The sequence below is a fragment of the Burkholderiales bacterium genome (genome assembly GCA_035518095.1).
Lineage (GTDB): Bacteria > Pseudomonadota > Gammaproteobacteria > Burkholderiales > JAHFRG01 > JAHFRG01.
In genome coordinates, this window is record DATIXX010000005.1 from 88,758 (window position 1) to 107,640 (window position 18,883).

Annotated in this window: 20 protein-coding genes; 6 read left to right on the top strand and 14 right to left on the bottom strand. The window is 56.0% G+C overall.

What is annotated here, in order from left to right; all coding sequences use genetic code 11:
- The first annotated feature begins 186 nt into the window (after window positions 1-186).
- The 4 genes from VLV32_00740 to VLV32_00755 all read left to right on the top strand — a co-directional run bounded on the left by VLV32_00740 (window position 187) and on the right by VLV32_00755 (window position 1,967).
- Window positions 187-510: a hypothetical protein gene (locus tag VLV32_00740; protein HUL40425.1), complete on the top strand. Its 324-nt coding sequence runs from the start codon at window positions 187-189 to the stop codon at window positions 508-510.
- A gap of 110 nt (window positions 511-620) precedes the next feature.
- Entirely contained in the window at window positions 621-1,058 is a 438-nt protein-coding gene (gene mscL / locus VLV32_00745) for a large conductance mechanosensitive channel protein MscL (GenBank protein ID HUL40426.1), read from the top strand.
- 10 nt (window positions 1,059-1,068) lie between these two features.
- Window positions 1,069-1,758 carry an SIMPL domain-containing protein gene (locus tag VLV32_00750; GenBank protein HUL40427.1) on the top strand — a complete coding sequence of 230 codons (690 nt, stop codon included), beginning with the start codon at window positions 1,069-1,071 and terminating at the stop codon, window positions 1,756-1,758.
- Window positions 1,759-1,766: 8 nt separating this feature from the next.
- Window positions 1,767-1,967, top strand: a complete 201-nt coding sequence (locus tag VLV32_00755) for a DUF2905 domain-containing protein (GenBank protein ID HUL40428.1) — start codon at window positions 1,767-1,769, stop codon at window positions 1,965-1,967.
- On the opposite strand, the gene VLV32_00760 is transcribed toward VLV32_00755, so the two are convergent.
- The 14 genes from VLV32_00760 to VLV32_00825 form a co-directional block, all read right to left on the bottom strand.
- Entirely contained in the window at window positions 1,936-3,135 is a 1,200-nt protein-coding gene (locus VLV32_00760; protein ID HUL40429.1) for a spermidine/putrescine ABC transporter substrate-binding protein, read from the bottom strand. The genes VLV32_00755 and VLV32_00760 overlap by 32 nt on opposite strands.
- Window positions 3,132-3,911 carry an ABC transporter permease gene (locus VLV32_00765; protein ID HUL40430.1) on the bottom strand — a complete coding sequence of 260 codons (780 nt, stop codon included), beginning with the start codon at window positions 3,909-3,911 and terminating at the stop codon, window positions 3,132-3,134. The genes VLV32_00760 and VLV32_00765 overlap by 4 nt, the downstream gene beginning before the upstream one ends.
- Window positions 3,904-4,803: an ABC transporter permease gene (locus tag VLV32_00770; GenBank protein ID HUL40431.1), complete on the bottom strand. Its 900-nt coding sequence runs from the start codon at window positions 4,801-4,803 to the stop codon at window positions 3,904-3,906. The genes VLV32_00765 and VLV32_00770 overlap by 8 nt, the downstream gene beginning before the upstream one ends.
- A complete protein-coding gene (locus VLV32_00775) occupies window positions 4,796-5,881 on the bottom strand; it encodes an ABC transporter ATP-binding protein (GenBank protein HUL40432.1) in 1,086 nt (361 codons plus the stop codon). Before VLV32_00775 ends, VLV32_00770 begins: the two co-directional genes overlap by 8 nt.
- Before the next feature lie 118 nt (window positions 5,882-5,999).
- Window positions 6,000-7,517 carry a ubiquinone biosynthesis regulatory protein kinase UbiB gene (gene ubiB, locus VLV32_00780; protein ID HUL40433.1) on the bottom strand — a complete coding sequence of 506 codons (1,518 nt, stop codon included), beginning with the start codon at window positions 7,515-7,517 and terminating at the stop codon, window positions 6,000-6,002.
- 39 nt (window positions 7,518-7,556) lie between these two features.
- On the bottom strand, window positions 7,557-8,117 hold the full coding sequence (locus VLV32_00785; GenBank protein HUL40434.1) for an SCP2 sterol-binding domain-containing protein: 561 nt from the start codon (window positions 8,115-8,117) through the stop codon (window positions 7,557-7,559).
- Window positions 8,118-8,126: 9 nt separating this feature from the next.
- The gene (locus tag VLV32_00790; protein ID HUL40435.1) at window positions 8,127-8,963 is read right to left on the bottom strand and encodes a Tim44-like domain-containing protein; all 837 of its coding nucleotides are present in this window, start codon (window positions 8,961-8,963) and stop codon (window positions 8,127-8,129) included.
- A gap of 2 nt (window positions 8,964-8,965) precedes the next feature.
- Window positions 8,966-10,207 carry an ATP-grasp domain-containing protein gene (locus VLV32_00795; protein ID HUL40436.1) on the bottom strand — a complete coding sequence of 414 codons (1,242 nt, stop codon included), beginning with the start codon at window positions 10,205-10,207 and terminating at the stop codon, window positions 8,966-8,968.
- Between the two features lie 46 nt (window positions 10,208-10,253).
- Complete coding sequence (locus tag VLV32_00800; protein ID HUL40437.1) at window positions 10,254-11,696, bottom strand: CUAEP/CCAEP-tail radical SAM protein; 1,443 nt, start codon at window positions 11,694-11,696, stop codon at window positions 10,254-10,256.
- 3 nt (window positions 11,697-11,699) lie between these two features.
- Window positions 11,700-12,434 carry a bifunctional demethylmenaquinone methyltransferase/2-methoxy-6-polyprenyl-1,4-benzoquinol methylase UbiE gene (gene ubiE / locus VLV32_00805; protein ID HUL40438.1) on the bottom strand — a complete coding sequence of 245 codons (735 nt, stop codon included), beginning with the start codon at window positions 12,432-12,434 and terminating at the stop codon, window positions 11,700-11,702.
- Between the two features lie 108 nt (window positions 12,435-12,542).
- Window positions 12,543-12,953 (bottom strand): DUF971 domain-containing protein, encoded by a 411-nt coding sequence (locus VLV32_00810; protein HUL40439.1) that lies wholly within the window; start codon window positions 12,951-12,953, stop codon window positions 12,543-12,545.
- 113 nt (window positions 12,954-13,066) lie between these two features.
- On the bottom strand, window positions 13,067-14,668 hold the full coding sequence (locus tag VLV32_00815) for a hypothetical protein (protein ID HUL40440.1): 1,602 nt from the start codon (window positions 14,666-14,668) through the stop codon (window positions 13,067-13,069).
- Window positions 14,669-14,931: 263 nt separating this feature from the next.
- A complete protein-coding gene (locus VLV32_00820) occupies window positions 14,932-15,669 on the bottom strand; it encodes a DUF4197 domain-containing protein (GenBank protein HUL40441.1) in 738 nt (245 codons plus the stop codon).
- Window positions 15,624-16,487 (bottom strand): dienelactone hydrolase family protein, encoded by an 864-nt coding sequence (locus tag VLV32_00825; GenBank protein ID HUL40442.1) that lies wholly within the window; start codon window positions 16,485-16,487, stop codon window positions 15,624-15,626. The genes VLV32_00820 and VLV32_00825 overlap by 46 nt, the downstream gene beginning before the upstream one ends.
- Window positions 16,488-16,536: 49 nt before the next feature.
- Here VLV32_00825 and VLV32_00830 point away from each other — a divergent pair, with 49 nt between their 5' ends.
- On the top strand, window positions 16,537-17,346 hold the full coding sequence (locus VLV32_00830) for an ATP-binding cassette domain-containing protein (GenBank protein HUL40443.1): 810 nt from the start codon (window positions 16,537-16,539) through the stop codon (window positions 17,344-17,346).
- Entirely contained in the window at window positions 17,346-18,857 is a 1,512-nt protein-coding gene (locus tag VLV32_00835; GenBank protein HUL40444.1) for a glycine betaine ABC transporter substrate-binding protein, read from the top strand. The genes VLV32_00830 and VLV32_00835 overlap by 1 nt, the downstream gene beginning before the upstream one ends.
- Window positions 18,858-18,883: the final 26 nt, after the last annotated feature.

Sequence of the window (18,883 nt, forward strand, 5' to 3'; positions counted from 1 at the left end):
GCGGTCGGCCGGGCGGCTCGCGCCACGCGCTCAGCCTGTTCTGGCACGGATTCCCGGATTTGACCTCATTGCTCGGCGGCGCAGAAAAGAATTGAAATTCGCAAATACGAGGTCAAGGTCGATTAACTATGACCACGGGCACTTGAGGCATAATATGAGGGGTATTCACCAAGTAGGAACAAAGCTATGGCTTACACTTTTGAAGAGCTGAAAGGCAAAACCGTGGTTGAGCTTCGCGAAATCGCCAAAGGCGTCGAACACGAGGCGGTGAAGGGCTATTCCCAGTTGAACAAGGACCATCTGCTGGTCGCCTTGTGCAAGGCCCTGAATATCCCTACGCACGGGCATCACGAGGTGGTGGGGGTCAACAAAACGGCCATCAAGACCCAAATCCGGGCATTGAAGAAAAGACGCGATGAGTTTCTTGCGGCGCATGACCACGGGCAGCTCAAAAGCATCCGGCGTACGATCCATCGCCTCAAAAGAACGCTGCATAAGGCGACGGTGTAGATTTCAGCTGAGGACGTCGCGCTGTTTTCAGGGAAAATTACCATCTGCGGTGGGAGACCTGTTGAAGCAGGATGAAACCGGGTAGCCCAGAATTGAAAGGAGCCAGGGTTATGCTTAAGGAGTTCAGGGAGTTCGCGATGCGCGGCAACGTGGTGGACATGGCCGTGGGCATCATTATCGGCGCCGCCTTTGGTGCCATCGTTCAATCACTGGTGGCCGACGTAATCATGCCACCGATTGGGTTGATTCTCGGCAATGTGGATTTTTCCAATCTTTTTATTGTGCTCAAACAAGGCGCTGCGGCCGCGCCTTATGCAAGTCTGGCGGAAGCGCAGAAAGCAGGCGCGGTCACCATAAACTACGGCAAGTTCCTTAACGCGGTTGTGGGCTTTGTTATTGTGGCGTTCGCGGTTTTTATGCTGGTTCGCGCCATCAATCAGTTGAAGCGCAAGGAACAGGCTGCGCCGACGACCAAAGAATGCCCGCAATGCTTTTCCACCATCCCGATAAAAGCCAAACGGTGTCCGAATTGTACTTCACAGATTTGAAAGCCCCGGGATGAAAACGGTTCAGCTTGCTTCGCTTTTTACACTGGCTGTCCTGGCCGCCACCGACTTCGCTCGCGCTGCGGAGGAGCCCCCGAGCTATAACATGGTGGAGTTGCAGGCGGAAGCGCAGCGCGATGTCCAGAACGATTTGATGACCGCATCCTTATACGTTGAACAAAGCGGCGAAAATCCCGCGCGAGTCTCCGATGCGGTGAATAAAATCGTGAATGAAGCATTGCGCGCCGCGCAGGAGGTTAAAAGCGTGAAGGCGAGCACAGAAGGCTATCAGACTTATCCGGTTTACAGCAAGACTGCCAGATTGGAAGCGTGGAGAGTGCGCTCCGAGATCCGCATTGAGAGTCGGGATTTCAGCGCCGCTTCCAATCTCATCGGCAAGCTGCAGTCTACGATGCGTCTTTCTTCTCTTGTTTTTACGGTATCTCCTGATGCGAGGCGGCAGGCGGAGAACGAGCTGATCGCCCAAGCCATTTCCAATTTTCGCGAACGTGCCGATATCATTAAGCACTCGCTTAACGGACGCGGCTACAAGCTGCGAAAAATGAGCATCAATACCAGCGCGTTTCATCCGCGCCCAATGCTTGCCCGCGCAATGGCCTCGCCGGAGGTCTCAGCGCCTAATGTGGAGGCAGGCACCAGCCAGATTAGCGTTGTCATCAGCGGCACCATCGAAGTGGAATGACACTGGGTATGGGACGTTGGTTGGTCGTTCTGGGTCTGATTCTGGTCGTCGCAGGCTTGCTCTGGCCGTGGCTTGCAAAAGTGGGACTGGGCCATCTTCCCGGGGATATCCGCATCGAACGCAAGGGCTTCGTGTTCTATTTCCCGCTCACCAGCGGGCTGATTGTCTCGGCGTTGCTTACGTTGATACTGTGGATTTTGCGCCGCTAGGAAACCGCGCCGCTCTGAACCGGCGATAAGCGGAGCGCGCAAGTACCAACAAGGCGATTACGCCCAGCAGCGCCGCTAATACTTTCCAAAACAGACCGTCACTTTCGCCCTGCTTCAACTTGATCTCGGTCCACATTCTGGACATGATCCGCCGGTGCGTTCGATCGAGATCTTTCATGTATTCCAGGTGCTTGATCGTTTCCGGGTCAGGGAAGATCGCCGGGTTTTGCGCAATCTCCGGCCTGATGTACGGAAGTGCCGCGGCATTGGGATTGCCGGCGCCAATAAGATTGGTCAGCTCCGCAGAATTTTGGCCTTCGAGCATGAAATTGATGAATTTATGCGCAAGGTCCGGCCGCGGTCCGGATTTGTGTATGACCATGCTGTCCATTCCTATCACCGCACCTTCCCTGGGAATTGTCCACTTTATGGTGAAATTGCGATGCGCCTTTTTCGCGTCCTGCGCGGCCTGGAAAAAATCGCTGGAGTAGCCGTGCGCAAGCCAAATGTTGCCGACCGTGAGCTCCTTGATATAGCTCTGCGCGTTAAATGCGGCCCAGTACGGTTTGGCACGGATGATCAGATCGCGCGCCTGCTTCCATTTTTCCTCGTCCGTGTCGTTGATCGAATAGCCGAGGTATTTCATGGCAGCCGCCATCAGCTCCCGTTGCGAATCAAGCACGGTGACCCGGCCCTTTACCTTTTTTAGGTATTTCGGCTCGAAAATCACCGCCCAGGTATCGGTGGGCAGACCGAGTTCCTGCATTTTTTGCTCGTTGTAGCCTATCACCGTGGTCGAATATGCATAGGGTACGGAGTATTTATTGCCGGGGTCGAAATCGCGGTTCAGGTACTCCGGTTTTATGTTCTTGAGATTAGGCAGAAGTGATTTGTCGAGTGGGCGCAGCGCATCTTGTTTGATCAGGGAATCCACGGCATTCTGGGTCGGCACGATGACATCGTAGCCGGTAGCGCCTGCGGCAAGCTTTGCCAGCATTTCCTCGTTATCCCCGTAATAATCCTGCACCAGCTTGCAATTGCAGAATTTCTCAAACCGCTCCACCGTGTCGTCCGAGATGTAGTTGTTCCAGTTGTAGAGATGCAACACGTCTTCGCCAAAAGCGCTGGCGCTGATGAGCAACCCCCAGATAAAAAGCCAGCGCTTCATTTCATAGCTCCCCGCAGAGCATCGGGCGCGAATCTGGAGGCGACGATAATGGTCGTCAGCGTCAGCGCCATGAGCAGGGTGGAGACAGCGTTCACCTCGGGCGTTACCGCGATCTTGATCATCGAGTAAATCTGCAACGGGAGAGTTGACACCCCGACGCCTACGGTAAAGAAAGTAATAACGAAATCATCGATCGAAAGGGTAAATGACATCAGCATGCCGGCAATCACGCCAGGCATGATCAGCGGGAATGTGACGAGCCTGAAGGTTTGCCACGGTGTGGCGCCTAGATCGCGCGCCGCCTCAAATATGCTTTCATCCATTCCTGCCAACCGCGCGCGCACCACGATGGCGACAAAGCCGATGCAGAACGTGATGTGAGCTATCATGATCGACAGCATGCCTAGTGTGAGGTTCATCACCTGTATGAAAAACAAAAGCAGCGAAACGCCCAACAGGATTTCCGGCATCGCCACCGGTGTGATGACCATGAATGGAAGCAGTTTCGGTTTGTAGCGGTGGATGGCGATACCCGCCATGGTGCCCAAAGCCGTGGCGACCAAGCTGGAAACAACTGCAATGGTAAGCGAATTGACCGCGGCGCTGATCATCTGATTGTCGTGGGACAGCACGCGATACCAATTGAGCGTGAAGCCCACCCATTCCGCGTTCAGCCGCGAGTCGTTAAAAGAATACACCACGACGATGATAAGCGGCACGTAGAGAAACGCATACACCAGGACTGAGACCGACCACAGCCAGGAGCGCCTACGCATTTCTAACACCTCGACGGCTGATCAGCGCCGTAATGCCTGCAAGCGACAGTACCGCGATAGTGAGCATGATCGAAAGCGTGCTGCCAAAAGGCCAGTCGCGAGTTCCAAGGAACTGGTCTTTAATAAGATTACCGATCAGGATATCGCCGGTGCCGCCAAGGATATCCGGAATAGCAAACATGCCGAGCACCGGAATGAATACCAAAGCGGAGCCGGAGTACACGCCGGGCAGCGACAATGGCCAGGTGACTTTCCAAAATCTATTCCAGGCATTTGCGCCGAGATCTTGGGCGGCATCAAGCAATACCGGGTCGTGTTTCTCCAGATTGGTGTACAGCGGCAGCACCATGAACGGCAAATGTACGTATACCATACCCACCAGGACCGCGAACGGCGAAAACAGCAGCGGCACAGGCGCAACGCCAAACCATCCGAGGAAATTGTTGACCGCGAGGCTGAAAGCCGACTGTGGACCCAGGATGATCATCCAGGCATAAACCCGGATCAGGAAGTTGCTGGCAAAAGGCAATATTACCAACAATACCATGAAGTCCCGGTGCTTTTTCGGGCTGTGGGCAATCAACAAAGCCAGCGGATAAGCCATTAGCAGGCAGATCAATGTCGTGGCCATTGCTACGCCAAAGGATTTGATGAATACCTGCGTGTAGATGAAATCGCTGAAGAAAAATTTGTACGTTTCCAGCGTCAGCCCGGATTGCTTTCCGAATTGGGCTCCGAATATCGGAGCGAGCCCGCCGTAGTCGCCGGGATAGCGGAAGGAGGCAATCAGAATGATGATACTGGGAAGCAGGAAAAATGTTGCCAAATAAAGAAAAGGCGGCCCGCTCACCAGCCACTTGGTGACACGCGCAGAAGTCAGAAATTTATTCATGCAGAAATAGTCCTGCGTCCTTTGACCATGCCACTTCGACTTTATCTCCGCTTTCGAAAAACTTGCCGCGCCCCGGAGCCGAATTAGGCAGCAGCGCTTCAATGCGGGCCCCGTTTGTGAGGTCGACGATGTAAGTGGTAATATCGCCTACGTACAATAAATCGCGCACTTTTCCGGGAAAGTGGTTCTCACCTGCCGCCTCCTCAATTTTTGCGGCGATTCGCACTTGCTCCGGGCGCAGAGCCAGCACACCTCGCTGTCCGCGCGCTGCGCCGATTTTGACCGGCGCCCGAACCTCGCCCATGCCGGGGATGCGAACCCGCAGATAATCAGAGTCTGTCTCCAGTACTTCCGCTTCCAGCATGTTGATACGGCCGATGAAGTCCGCAACAAAACGGTTTGCGGGAAAACTGTAAATTTTCGAGGGCACATCTACCTGCTCGATCCTGCCGGCATTCATCACCGCGATGCGATGTGAAAGCGCAAGCGCTTCAGCCTGCGAGTGCGTCACAAATACGAACGTAATGCCGACGTCGCGCTGCAACGTTATGAGCTCAATTTGCATCTCCTCGCGCAGTTTGGCGTCCAGTGCGCCGAGTGGTTCATCGAGCATCAGCAGCCGCGGACGGTTGACCAGTCCGCGAGCAAGCGCAACGCGCTGCTTCTGGCCTCCGGAAAGCTCATGCGGAAAACTTTCGCCTTTATCTGAGAGGTGAACCAGCTCCAACACCTCTCTGACTTTGACCGCAGTTTCGTCCGGGCTTTTTCCCGCCATCTTGAGGGGGAAAGCGATATTCCCCGTGACGGTCATGTGCGGAAACAGCGCGTAACTCTGGAAAACAGTGTGTATCGGGCGTTTCTCGGGCGGCGTGCCGGCAAGGTCCTTGCCGTCAAGCAAGATTTGTCCGGCGTCCGGCAGGTCGAATCCTGCGATCATCCGAAGCAAGGTGGTTTTGCCGCAACCTGAGGGCCCTAACAGGGTAAAAAATTCTCCGGCCTCGATGTTGACGCTTACATTGTCCACCGCGACCAGAGTGCCAAAGCGGCGGGTAACGTTGCGGATTTCGAGTAGCGCCATGTACGCTCAAGCCGATAAAAAACGGGGTATTCTAACAAATATGTGGAAGCATCGAATCGGATTGGCGACGATGATTTCCGTCAAAGAAGCGTTGTTGACCCAGCGGCCAGGCCAGCATTCAGGTGTGCAAAACAAGGAGAGCCAGCAGGGTGGCGAGCAAAGCAGCGATAGCGACCAGCCACATGGTCTGCTCCCGGTGCTCAACCTGCAACTGCTCCAGTTCCTGCTTCAGTGTTTGCGTGCGATCTTCAGTAAGCGCGCGGTGCATGAGGCGGGGCAGTTGCGGCAGCAGCGTACTCCAGAACGGCGCTTCCTGGCGGATGCGGCGCAAAAGACCGCGCCAGCCTACTTGCTCGCTCATCCAGCGCTCGAGGAACGGCTTGGCGGTTTTCCACAAGTCCAGGTTGGGATCAAGCTCGCGGCCCAACCCCTCTATGTTTAGCAAAGTCTTTTGCAGCAGCACCAGCTGCGGCTGGATTTCGACGTTAAAGCGACGCGAAGTCTGAAACAGGTGTAACAACAGTTTGCCAAAGGAAATGTCCTTGAGCGGCCGGTCGAAAATCGGTTCGCATACGGCCCGGATCGCGGCCTCGAACTCGTCTGCCCGCGTATCCTTGGGGATCCAGCCTGACTCGATGTGGGCCTGCGCCACCCGCTTGTAGTCGCGTCGGAAAAACGCAAGGAAATTCTGCGCAAGGTAATTCTTGTCAACATCGTCAAGCGTGCCCATGATTCCAAAATCGAGCGCGACATATTGCCCTTGCGGTGTTACAAAAATATTCCCCGGATGCATGTCGGCATGAAAAAAGCCGTCGCGCAAGACCTGCGTGAAAAATATTTCAACACCGGCCCGAGCCAGTTTGGGAATATCCACGCCTTGTTTCCTCAACGCTTCGACCTGGCTGATCGGCGTACCGCGCATGCGCTGCATGACCATGACTTCGGTCGAGCAGTAATCCCAAAATACTTCGGGAACCCGCAGCAGAGGGGAATTTTCGAAATTGCGGCGGAGTTGACTGGCGTTGGCCGCCTCGTGCAAAAGGTCCAACTCGTTATATAGATGTTTCTTGAATTCCGCCACCACTTCGTGCGGTTTTAAACGCTTCCCGTCTGCCCACAGCGTTTCGATGAGCGACGCGCCGATATCCAGCAAGGCCAAGTCCTTGGCAATCACTTCAGTTATGCCGGGGCGCAGGACTTTGACCGCGACCTCGGTCCCGTTATCGAGTACAGCAAGATGCACTTGCGCGACGGACGCGCTTGCAATCGGTTGCGAGTCGAATTTCTCAAACACCAGGTCCAGAGGTTTGCCGTAAACTCTCTCCAATGTTGCAATGGCTTGCGCAGAGGGGAATGGAGGAACTTGGTCCTGAAGTTTCGCCAACTCATCCGCAATATCCGCGGGTAGCAGGTCGCGCCGCGTAGACAGTACCTGTCCGAATTTGACGAAGATTGGCCCCAGCGCTTCCAGTGCCAGGCGCAGCCGTTCGGCGCGTGGCTTTCTGAGCGTACGCCAAAACAGAAAAATCCTAAGCAGTACGCGCAGGGCACGCACACGCTCGTGCCCAAGAACGAACTCGTCGAGTCCGAAGCGCAGACTGATGCTGGTGATTTTAAGAAGGCGGAAAAACCGCATGCGCGGATTGTAACCGCCAGATGCGGTACCGGCTAGTTGTCAGCGAGGAGAGATGTCTTGCAGCCGCTTTTCCAGACGCTCGACATCATCGCGCAGGGCATCAACTTCCGCGATAAATTGCCTGACGTGCTCGGATTTGGCGATCAGCGGCCGCTCTTCAGTCCAATATTCCGAAAAAGAGCGGCTAAAGCCGTCGAACGTCTGCCTGCCCCAGGTGCTGAAACTTCTAGCGGCGCTGACTAGGCGCCGGGCAGCGATATCACCGACGAAACGGCTTAGATCCTCCTCTGCATCCCAGCGCAGGTTTTTCGCGACGTATGCGATTTCTCCGGCAAATTCGCTGTCCCCGGTGATTTCAACGTCCTTGTATGCCGCCTCGTCGCGTACTAAAAGGCGCAGCAGGAGCGGAGGAGTGAGGAAAAATTTCGCGTCCGGCGCCGATTCAGCGGCCGCAGAGGTCACTTCGCCGCCGGAAGTAACGGTAAGAGACAAACAAAACGGCGGCACCTGGAATCGCACGGTCTTGCCGGCAAAAGGCTTAAGGCGCTCGCGCGACCACGACTCACCGCGCAGTAAATGGTTCAATGCGGCGTCGAACATGTTTAGGGATCATCCAACCTGCTTGATGCGGGCAAGCAGCCAGACCGAGTCGGAGTCATTCAGGAATTTTTGCACGTCCCAGATTTCATAGAACGGCCGGGCCGGAGCACCGGCGGGTTCACGGCTCAGCCCGCTGAACCTGACGCTGGCATGGGCGATATTGTGCTCGATTGCGAGCTCCAGCAATTCGGCATCCAGGGTGATGATATCGCATTCTTGCCGCTCGTTGCCGCGCGCCGCGATCTGTTTGCTCAGCTCTTGAAATGTTTCGGGCGTCGTGTAATCGCGGATTACATCGAGGTCCTTGTAAGCATTCGCCGCTTGCAAACGGAAATAGCCTTCCTTGGCGCTGCGCAGAAAAGGTTCGATCTCGAAACCAAGCGGATACGGAGCGGGTTGTGCCGTGCCGCCGAACATCCTTGGTGGCAGCGAGGGCGTGGTTTCAGCCCCCAGCACCGCGTACTGCATCGCATTATTTGCCGGCTTTTTCCGCAGCATGCGGAAGATGAAATAAACGGCGCCGAACAGCAGCGCAAGCATCGCGATGTCGGCCAAGCGGATTCCGTCGAAAGCGGTCCCGGTGAACACGGCTGCCAGAAGTCCGCCTGCAGTCAATGCTGCGGCAGGCCTGGTTTCAATGGCCGCTGCAGGCGAGGGCATGGTCTGTTGAGCCGGTCGCTGGGCGGCGCTGGGCGGAGTCTGCTGCCTTGTCGAATCATGCCGCTTGGCGATGCTGCTCCCGTGGCCGCGGTGTTTGGCGGCTTGTACGTCAAAAACAGTCTGTCCGAAACTAAACAAGACCAGCACGAGCAGCAGGAAAGATTTATTTAAGGCGCTCTGATTCATGTTCAAGATTCTATCACCTGGAATTCGGGCTGAATATCGAACTGCAAAAGCCGGTGTGCCGACCTTATGACAGATTCCGCCTCCATGGAGTTCGCGCCCCTGGCAAAAATAAAACCAAGGTAGCTCGCGCCTTCCGGCGGTGGAAGGATGATCTGTCCGATTTCGGCAGTGATCCGGATATCGGTAATCCCGGGTGATTTCCGCGCAAGGTCAAGATTGCGCACACCTTGGTAAATCCCGCGCCGGGGAATAGGTATCATCATTACTGCTACAGATGTCTCACCGCGAAACGCTGGCAGCGATTCACCCATCGCTTGGCGCAAAATCAGTTCCTCGATACTCATGCCCAGCGCATGGCGCAGCACCCGTCCGCACAACCCGCCGATTGAACGCGCCGCAATCTCCAGCAGCCAAACGCCCGAGCCGTTCAAGCGCATTTCGGCGTGCACCGGACCGGTCGCGAGGCCCGCGAGCCGGCAGGCGTCCTGAACCGTATGCTCTATCTGCTTCTGGGTTTCTTGCGCAAGACGGGACGGCGTGACGTAAAGCGTCTCCTCGAAATAAGGGCCGTCCAGCGGATCAGGCTTGTCGAATAGCGCCAGGGTTTTGAGACGACCATTTTGCAGTACGCCTTCAAGCGCATATTCCATTCCTGGAACGAAGCTTTCGATCACCAGGCCGAGCCCCGCGGCATCGCGGTCGGCTTTGCTCTGGATCGCGCGCACCCGGATAGCGGCCTGCAGGTATTGCTGCGCATGGTCGGCACGGATTATGCCCCGGCTCGCGGAAAGCCGTCTTGCTTTGACCACTACCGGAAAACGCAAACTTGGAATCAGGCCGGCGGGGTCTGCGCCGTCCTGCAAATGATGAAACTCCGGGCAGTTGTAACCGTGGGCGTTCAATAGCTTGCGGAATTCCAGTTTGTCGCGCAGTCTTCGGACCGCTTCTGGCCGGTTTCCGCTCAGTCCAAGTCGCTCATTGAGCAATGCCGCCAGCTCAAGTCCGTGATCGTCCACGGCCAACACGGCATCGGGCCTGCACGCGAGTGCTTGTAGTATGGTTTGCGCCGCCTGTTCCGGCATATCGAAATGCACCGACATGATCGCTGTTAATCCCCAATGTGGTGCGAGCTGATGGCAGTAATCCGCCGCGCCGATAATTTCAATTTTAAGCGCTTCGGCAGCCGCGAGAAAATCGCTGTTGCGGTAAGAGGTGGTGGGAAGAAGAAGCAGTATGCGCCGCACGTTTTCAATCCCCGGCTGCCCAGCTACATAGACGCCGGGTCAGGCTCTAGAAACTCTGCAACTGCTGGCGCGTGGGCTCAGCGCAGCAATACCAAGGCTCGGACAATCGGGGAATCGATTTCGGGCTTTTTGATCGGGGCAACGCGGGAACTGTAACCCCCTGCATGCCGTGCGCCAGCCGCCAGATGCGCTCAAAAACCTCGCTGCGGTCAAGCGTATTGGATTGTTCGGCCAGCGACTGTGTCTCAGCTTGCAGCAGATCCACCTTCGGATCTCGATGCCGCCAGGGATAACCCAAGAGAACCGGGTCAAAATCTTCGACCCGATCGCGAAATTCCGGCAATTGCAGCAAGCGTGAGCCTTCGGGAATCAACAATCGCAGGGACAGCTGCACCGGTGGCACGCTCTCCACGAGATCGAGATCTGCAATGCGCCGCAGCAGATCGATATAACCTTCTACTGTGGTCCACGGAGTGAACGCGACAAAAGTCGGGGCGAAAGCGATGCCGGCGTTACCTAGCAACACCGCCACGCGATCGAAATCCTCGCTGGAGTGGTGTTTCGCCAAATATTCGAGAATGCGGTCATCCACCGATTCCACTGCCGAGGTGATAAACAGGCATCCGCATCTTTTTAGTTCCGGAAGTAGCGCAGCATTATTGATAAGATGCTGCACCTTAATGGTCGCGTCGTAAGTGACTTCGGGAAATTCATCGTGTAGCGCGCGCACAATTTTGAGCGCATGTGTCGGCCCATTGAAGAAATCGGGATCCCCGAAAGAAATGTGTTGCGCGCCCATCGCCACCTGCTGGCGGATGTCCGCAAGCACGACCTCCGCCTGCACGACGCGAAACCTGCCTTGATACACCGGCACCACGGGGCAATGACGGCATAAATGCTTGCAGCCGCGGCTGGCTTCGGCAAAGCCGACCACTCGCGTGCTCCCGTCGGGCAGCTCCAGCCGCGCGTATCGGTGCAGGCCGGGAAGCAGTGAACGTTCGGGCACCATATATCTAATTTTGTCGAGATTAACCACCGGCTCGGCTTGCTTCGCCGATGCGCGCCCGTTTTTAAGCCGTTGTGCAAGATTCAGCAGCCCGGGCTCAAATTCACCGCCGAGCACGCTTTGCGCACCCAGGCTTCTCAAGAGCATTTCGTTCATGGGCGCGTACAAACCATACACGCACAGGTGCGCCCTGGGCGCGAGTTGCTTGATGCGCGGCAATGCGTCCAGAGCGATGCGTGTTGCGGTGTGCATGCCAACGTAAACGGCGACCAGCGAAGATTCCGCCAGCTCGTGCGCGTCGAGTTTTTGCAGGGACAGATCTATACAGCGTACTTCAAATCCCGCGCGCCTCAGCCAGGCCGCGGATTCGGCCAGGGCGAAGGGCTGCCGCCCCAGCTCGTACAGGTTGATCAGAATGATCTTGAATCCGCGTGCGGAACGCGATTGTGAGCCCTGCGGGCTGAAGGCAACAGTAGCTAGCATGAGTCAATATTTATAGCCGCGATGCAGCGCCACTACGCCGGCGCTGAGATTAAAGTATTCGACGCGCTCAAAACCGGCCTGTTCCATCATCTGCTTGAGTTCTTCCTGTGAGGGGTGCACACGGATGGACTCTGCAAGGTAGCGGTAGCTGTCGGGATCGTTGACCACGAGCTTACCCAGGGCCGGCAAAACGTTGAACGAATAAGCATCGTAAATTGGCTGCAGCGGCTTCCAGATTTTGGAAAATTCCAACACTAAAAGCCGTCCCCCGGGTTTCAGCACGCGCAGCATTTCACGCAACGCCAAATCCTTGCGGGTCATGTTCCTGAGTCCAAATGCCACGCTCACGCAATCGAAGCAATCGCTTGGAAAAGGAAGCTTTTCCGCATTGCATTGTGCGGTCGGCAACGTCAAGCCGCGGTCGAGCAGCCGGTCGCGGCCGAGCCTGAGCATGCTGTTGTTTACATCAGTGAACCAGACCGTGCCGTTCTTGCCCATACGCTTAGCAAAGAGCAAACTCATATCGGCGGTGCCTGCGGCGATATCGAGCACATGATCGCCCACCCGGGTTGCGCTCAGTTCGACGGCAAAACGCTTCCACAGCCGGTGCGCGCCCAGCGACATCAAATCGTTCATCAGGTCATAGCGGTTCGCGACCGAGTTGAATACGCCTGCAACCCGCGAGGTTTTTTCCTCTTCGGCAACTCTTTGAAAACCGAAATCGGTAGATGGGTTCATAGCGAGACCTTAATCAATCGACTCCGCGAAAAAGGCTTTGAGGCAATGATATTCAAGCATTCCATGAGCGCCAAAAAGCCCCCGTCTAAATAGCTTTTCCCGAAACGCCTATTTCGATTTGGGGCGCGACTCATACGCACCGGCAACCGGCTCGCGACTTGCACCTGCGGCTTCGATGCGCGTCAAGTACTCGTGCCACATCCGTTCCTGGTTTTCCCCCAGCAGGTAAAGGTAATCCCACGAATAGATGCCGGTGTCATGTCCATCCGAAAAACGCGGCTGCACCGCGTAGCTGCCCACCGGCTCAAGCGCGGTAATTTCAATGTTTTTTTTACCGGCCTGAAGTGTTTCCTGGCCGGGCCCATGGCCGCGCACTTCGGCCGAAGGAGAAAATACGCGCAGAAATTCGTACGAAAGCTGGAAGATTTTTCCGTCTGAAAATGAAATTTCCAGTACCCTCGATTTCTGATGCAGCTTGATTTCAGTCGGGGTAGGAACTACTTTGCCGTGCTCTGCCATGATCTATGCGCACAGAATTTGCCGTCGATTTCGGAAAATCATCATAACCGAGTTGGGAAAAAACAAAAACTAATGTTGACGGAATGGTTTTTCTGAGCTGGCGTTGCCGATGTTCATGCACTGCTGAAGTCGACCTGCTCGAAGTCGCTGCCTTTTTCCATTAGCCTCGTGAGTTTGACGCGCTGCGGCTCGCTGGTGAATACCTCTATCACGCGTCCCGTCTGAAACAATCCGCCCGGAAGAATAAGCGAAGGCTCGATGTTCTGGTCCGCCACGTCCGGCAGCAGAAAGGCCTGCACATAAGGAGGAGGCATACCTCCCCCTGCTGGCCGTACCGAAACGGGCTCTGGAATTCCGGGCAAAGTACGCACGCCCATGCGCAACTGCCCGTCCTGCTTAAGAGTAAGCCATTGCACAACGCACAATAAAAAAGTTTTTGCGCCTGGCGGGCAGGTTCCGATGAGCTGGCGAAGATGCATTCGCGACGCGCCGCCGTCCGATGCGCGCACCAAGCCGAAACCGTCGGCTCCCTCATTGATCGTTTTCCATGATTCCAATGCAAAACCCATTTGCGAAGCCCGCTGTTCTTCGCGTTGCTTGCTTAGGTGGCCAAACGTTGCAAGCTCTTCTTCCTCTTCACGAGAAAGCCGCGGAGCTCCGGGCTGCTTGAACGGTTTGCCCGTAATATGATAATGAATGGCCGGAATGCCGGTGCAAACCTGCATTACATTTTCTACCTGACGGCGGGAACTTACCGCTCCAGTGCCCGGCTTGCACCACTGTTGGTAGAGCAGCCTGAGAAGAGTTTCACCTCCGGGCTGCGTGAAGTCCGTGCCAAGACCGATATCCGTGGGCTGCTGGCCTTGTTCGAGCAGCAGGATTCGTTTCAGCAGGTTTTTCGCAAGGTCATCAACAACAAGGTAGCGGGTCGATGGGGAATTGCTTTCACGCAACACAGGCATCGCGCCTTGACTGCTTTCAAGATCTACTGCGACTACAAAGGCGCCCTCTGACGGTTCTGCTACGATGTTTATTTTGCCACCCCATTTCCCCACCCAGCGCTTGGCGAGTTCGAGTTGCTTGGGAGTGAGCGAATACGGATTGCCGAGACCGAGCAACAGGGCTTGGGCATAGGTTGCCGCACAGCTTGTGTTATTTGGCTCGTGGTCGATGCCGTCTTGCACCGGGGCGTCGGCGCAACCGTGTTTTTCGGCAAACAGATATAGCGCGTGCAGGTGCCGCCACAAATCCGGGAACACTTCCTGGCTGGTAAGGTAGTACTCCAAAATGGACAAGGCCGTATACCGAATGCAGCGCTGGCATATGAGCGCGAAGTCTTTCTTCGCTTCTCCACCGCTTTCGACAGCATCCTGCAGGCAACGCTGATAAGTCGCCCGAAGAGTCTGCCACAGTTCCAGCACCTGCTTCCACAGCGCCACCTCCGCTGCGGTCGGCGGCACTGGTTTCCCGGCGTATTTCCTCGAGCACTCGCTCTGTATCAATTCCACTGTCTCGCGCAACTCCTCAAGCGTCTTGAGTCGCTCCAGGGGAACTGCCCGGAATTGCAGGAGTCGCTTAAGTTCCGAGGTCAATTGCTGCTGCACTTGCATTGAGTTGGTAAGCGGTAATTGCTCAATCCAGCGTCTGCAGGACGCGGCATCCTTCAACGTCGTAGTGGTTCCGGACCGTATCTCAGGAAGTGGCATGGGCAGCATTGAGTATCGCCTCTTCAATGCGCGACAAGCGCAATTTGCACAGATGAATGCAGTTCTGTGTTGAAAGCCAGTAACGGGTGCCGTGCCGTAGTGCCATGCTTTGTTCTACCGATTCGGTTGCAAAAAATGCCAATCGTTGTGATAACGCCCGCCTGCCTGAGCGGGTAAACAGCAATCTCGCCCCATTCGGCCAGGTTGGTCCGGTGGGGATCCGCTTGCTCGCGCAGCCCTGTTCTTGTCGAGTTCACAGGCCATAAATCCAACTAGCGCGCTACGGCGCCAAAAGCCTCATGCAGCAGCTTGCCGCCGTATGCGGCGGGATGCGCCCGTATCGCTTTTTCTTGCTCCTTCATCACCAGAAACAGGCCGTCGAGCGTTTTTTGCGTCACATATTGGTCCAGGTCAGGTGCGCGGGTCAATCCGAATTGCGTCGCTTTGGCGGCGAATTCATTGTATTTTTCCGCCAGGCCTACCTTGCGCGTCGCTTCCTTGACAATCGGCAGGAATTTGGCGTGCAGCGAGTTTTCAGTGGTTTTGCGGAAATACTGCGTGGCTGCGTCCTCGCCCCCGGCGAGTATTCCCTTGGCATCGCGCACGGTCATCTTTTTTACGGCATTCAGGAGTATCGGTTTGGCTTCGGGGACCGCAGCTTCCGCGGCACGGTTCATGGTGACAATCAGTTCATCCGCATAGCTGCCGAGGCCAAATTTGTGCATTACATTCGCGGCCTTTTGCAGTTCGCCCGGCAAAGGAATCTTGACTCGCGGATTACCGAGAAAGCCGTCCTTGATACCCAGTTTTCCCACTGCGGCGCGGCAACTTTCGTCCAAGGCTTCTTTTAGTCCGCCGACAGCGTCCTTGTTGCTGAGGGTGCTTAGATCAACGGCGTATACGGGCAGGCTCAACGCCAACCCGAGGATAAGGATGGGAACCGGCCGCATCACAATTCCCATACCTATGCCACGCCGTGCGTCTTGAACCAGGCCTGCAATTTTTGCCATCCATCCCGCGCTTCAGTTCTGCGATAACTCGGGCGGTAATCGGCATTAAAGGCATGGGGCGCATTCGGATAAATCACGATTTCCGACTTGCTGCCCGCTTCTTTAAGCGCTTTGCGCATGCGCTCTATGGTTTCCAGCGGTATACCCTGATCAGCCCCGCCATACAGACCCAGTACTGGAGCTTTAAGCGATGCTACAAGGTCTAGCGGATTCTTGGGCTTCAATGCGCTGGTATTGCCGGCGAGCGGTCCATACCAGGCTACACCCGCTTTAAGCTTATTGCTGTGCGCGGCATACAACCAGACGATGCGCCCGCCCCAACAAAAACCGGTGATTCCAAGCTTCGCGGTATTGCCGTTGCCGGATATTTCCGCCCAGGCCACACTCGCATCAAGATCCGACATGACCTGGGCATCCGGAACCTTGGATACCACTTGATCGATTATTTGCTGAATGTCCGAGAGTTTCGATACGTCACCCTGGCGTACGTAGAGTTCCGGCGCGACTGACAGGTAGCCGATTTTGGCGAGCCGACGGCAGACATCTTTAATGTGCTCATGCACGCCGAAAATTTCCTGAACGACCAGGACCACGGGAAACCGGCCCCCCGCGGCGGGCATCGCGCGATATGCTGGAATTTCGCCGTCCGGCACCGGAATCTTCACTTCGCCGGCGGTTAATCCATTGTCATCGGTGTGAATGGCTTGCGCGGATACGGGCTGCACAGCGAGGGCAAAACCGGTGGCCAACATACCTGCCACAAACTCGCGGCGGGTGAATTCGGTTTTGGCCTTAAAGCTCAACGAATGCGAGTCCATTTGAAACTCCCCGTAAAAATCGGCGCTGTCATTCTAACCTGTTAATGCCGTGAACGGCAGTGGCGTAACCGTCATTGTAATGTTAGGCTACCTCGCGTCATCAATATGTGCTAATCAGATGATTGCCCTGGAAAACGTTTCCAAAACTTATGGAAAACAGCTGGCTCTCGCCCGTACCAGCCTTACCTTCGCAACGGGCGGCATTACGGCGCTCATCGGTCCAAGCGGTTGCGGAAAGTCCACATTGCTTCGCTTAATGCTGGGTTTGATTCAGCCCGACGAGGGACGGGTGATTTTCAACGGCGAACATATGACCGCCAGTAACGTAGAAAGTGCGCGTCATGCCATCGGATACGTAATACAAGACGCGGGCTTGTTTCCTCATTTGACAGCGCGCGGGAACGTGGTTTTGCTCGCGATCTTCTTAAAGCGCAACGCGTCGTGGATTAACGAGCGGGTGAATAATTTGGCGGAGCTCGTGCGGCTTCCGCGCGAGGCGCTTGCTCGCTTTCCGCGCGAACTTTCCGGAGGCCAGCGCCAGCGCGTCGGATTAATGCGCGCGTTGATGCTTGATCCCGATGTGCTGCTGCTCGACGAGCCATTAGGCGCGCTCGACCCGGTCGTGCGCAGTGCATTACAAGCCGAGCTGAAGAGCATATTTAGCCAACTCGGTAAGACAGTCATTTTGGTGACGCACGATATCAACGAGGCAGCGTACTTGGCGTCCGACATTGTGCTGCTGCGCGAGGGCCGGGTAGTGCAGCGCGGTGCGCTCGGCGAACTGCTGCGTCATCCGGCCGAACCGTACGTAAAGCAGTTCATCCAGGTGCAGCGCCCGATGGTCGCGGAGTTGCGGTGATGAAAAATGGAGTACTGTGGATCTGTTTGCCGCTGCTTGCGCCCGCAGTCTCCGCCGACGCTACGCTCAACATTGGCTCCAAGCGCTTCACTGAATCCTACATCCTCGGCGAAATCCTGGATCAGACCGCAAGAAGTGCGCATGAAACGACGGTTGATTACCATCAGGGACTGGGTAATACCGGGATACTGTTTGCGGCGTTGCGAAGCGGCGATATCGATTTATATCCGGAATATTCCGGGACTATCTGGTTCGAGCTGCTGAAAAAAAACACGGCTGGCGATCTCGCGGCGCTCAACCGCGAGCTTGCTCCCCTGGGTCTGACGGCCGGGTTGCCGCTGGGGTTCAACAACACCTATGCGCTCGCGATGCTCGACGCGCGCGCGATGCAGCTCGGCATCTCAAGTATCAGCGATCTTGCTCACGAGCCTGAACTGAAATTAGGATTGTCGCAGGAATTTTTGAACCGCAAGGATGGATGGCCGCTGGTCAAAAGCGTGTACACGCTAGCGTTTGAGCCGATGGGCATCGATCACGGTCTGGCTTATGAGGCACTGGCCGAAGGCAAGATCGATGTCATGGATATTTATTCCACAGATGCCAAAATTGCCAAGTATGGTTTGCGCGTGCTGCGCGATGACAAGCACGCTTTCCCCGCTTACCATGCGCTAATTCTTTATCGCAGCGATGTGCCGCGTCGCTTTCCAGAAACCTGGGCGGCGCTGCACAAGCTGGAGGGCCGGATTTCTGAAAAGCAGATGGCGCGGATGAATGCTGAAGCTGAGCTTGAAGGCAGGTCTTTTGCCGCCATCGCGGCCGATTTCCTCGCTTCGGGAACGGCGCAAAAGCGGAGCGCAAGTTCCGGCAGAAATCTGCTGGATCTTACCTTTGGCTCGGACTTCTGGCGATTGACGGTTCAACATTTGCTGCTGGTATTTGTGTCACTCGGCGGAGCGATCGTGGTGGGCCTGCCGCTCGGCGTCTGCGCCGCGTACTTGCCTGCGTTCAGGCAACCGATTCTGTCCTTGGTGGGCGTGATACAGACGCTGCCGTCACTGGCGCTGCTCGCGTTCCTGATTAGCATGCTCGGGACGATCGGTGTCATCCCGGCGCTGATTGCGCTGTTTCTATATGCGCTGCTGCCGATTGTGCGAAATACATTTGCTGGCATTAGCGATATTCAGCCCTCGCTCAAGGAAGCAGCGCAATCGCTTGGGTTACCCTTCTTCGCGCGCCTGCGATTGATAGAGCTGCCGCTCGCCTCGCGGGCCATCCTTGGCGGCATTAAAACCTCCGCGGTGATAAATGTTGGAACGGCGACTATTGCCGCTTTTGTGGGCGCGGGCGGTTACGGCGAACGCATTGTCCAGGGCTTGGCCTTAAATGATGCCGCAACCATGCTCGCCGGGGCGATTCCCGCCGCGGTGCTGGCGCTCGTGCTGCAAGGTGGATTTGAACTGCTCGATCGCTGGTTGATTCCCGCCGGATTGCGACAGGGAACCTTAGATTAAGTGCCGCACGTTTGCGACGGTATGCA

What these genes read in the sequence shown, in the direction of transcription:
- VLV32_00740 (HUL40425.1), top strand. Translation starts at nt 187, where the DNA reads ATGGCTTACACTTTTGAAGAGCTGAAAGGCAAAACCGTGGTTGAGCTT.
- mscL (HUL40426.1), top strand. Translation starts at nt 621, where the DNA reads ATGCTTAAGGAGTTCAGGGAGTTCGCGATGCGCGGCAACGTGGTGGAC.
- VLV32_00750 (HUL40427.1), top strand. Translation starts at nt 1,069, where the DNA reads ATGAAAACGGTTCAGCTTGCTTCGCTTTTTACACTGGCTGTCCTGGCC.
- VLV32_00755 (HUL40428.1), top strand. Translation starts at nt 1,767, where the DNA reads ATGGGACGTTGGTTGGTCGTTCTGGGTCTGATTCTGGTCGTCGCAGGC.
- VLV32_00760 (HUL40429.1), bottom strand. Translation starts at nt 3,135, where the DNA reads ATGAAGCGCTGGCTTTTTATCTGGGGGTTGCTCATCAGCGCCAGCGCT.
- VLV32_00765 (HUL40430.1), bottom strand. Translation starts at nt 3,911, where the DNA reads ATGCGTAGGCGCTCCTGGCTGTGGTCGGTCTCAGTCCTGGTGTATGCG.
- VLV32_00770 (HUL40431.1), bottom strand. Translation starts at nt 4,803, where the DNA reads ATGAATAAATTTCTGACTTCTGCGCGTGTCACCAAGTGGCTGGTGAGC.
- VLV32_00775 (HUL40432.1), bottom strand. Translation starts at nt 5,881, where the DNA reads ATGGCGCTACTCGAAATCCGCAACGTTACCCGCCGCTTTGGCACTCTG.
- ubiB (HUL40433.1), bottom strand. Translation starts at nt 7,517, where the DNA reads ATGCGGTTTTTCCGCCTTCTTAAAATCACCAGCATCAGTCTGCGCTTC.
- VLV32_00785 (HUL40434.1), bottom strand. Translation starts at nt 8,117, where the DNA reads ATGTTCGACGCCGCATTGAACCATTTACTGCGCGGTGAGTCGTGGTCG.
- VLV32_00790 (HUL40435.1), bottom strand. Translation starts at nt 8,963, where the DNA reads ATGAATCAGAGCGCCTTAAATAAATCTTTCCTGCTGCTCGTGCTGGTC.
- VLV32_00800 (HUL40437.1), bottom strand. Translation starts at nt 11,696, where the DNA reads ATGCTAGCTACTGTTGCCTTCAGCCCGCAGGGCTCACAATCGCGTTCC.
- ubiE (HUL40438.1), bottom strand. Translation starts at nt 12,434, where the DNA reads ATGAACCCATCTACCGATTTCGGTTTTCAAAGAGTTGCCGAAGAGGAA.
- VLV32_00810 (HUL40439.1), bottom strand. Translation starts at nt 12,953, where the DNA reads ATGGCAGAGCACGGCAAAGTAGTTCCTACCCCGACTGAAATCAAGCTG.
- VLV32_00815 (HUL40440.1), bottom strand. Translation starts at nt 14,668, where the DNA reads ATGCTGCCCATGCCACTTCCTGAGATACGGTCCGGAACCACTACGACG.
- VLV32_00820 (HUL40441.1), bottom strand. Translation starts at nt 15,669, where the DNA reads ATGGCAAAAATTGCAGGCCTGGTTCAAGACGCACGGCGTGGCATAGGT.
- VLV32_00825 (HUL40442.1), bottom strand. Translation starts at nt 16,487, where the DNA reads ATGGACTCGCATTCGTTGAGCTTTAAGGCCAAAACCGAATTCACCCGC.
- VLV32_00835 (HUL40444.1), top strand. Translation starts at nt 17,346, where the DNA reads ATGAAAAATGGAGTACTGTGGATCTGTTTGCCGCTGCTTGCGCCCGCA.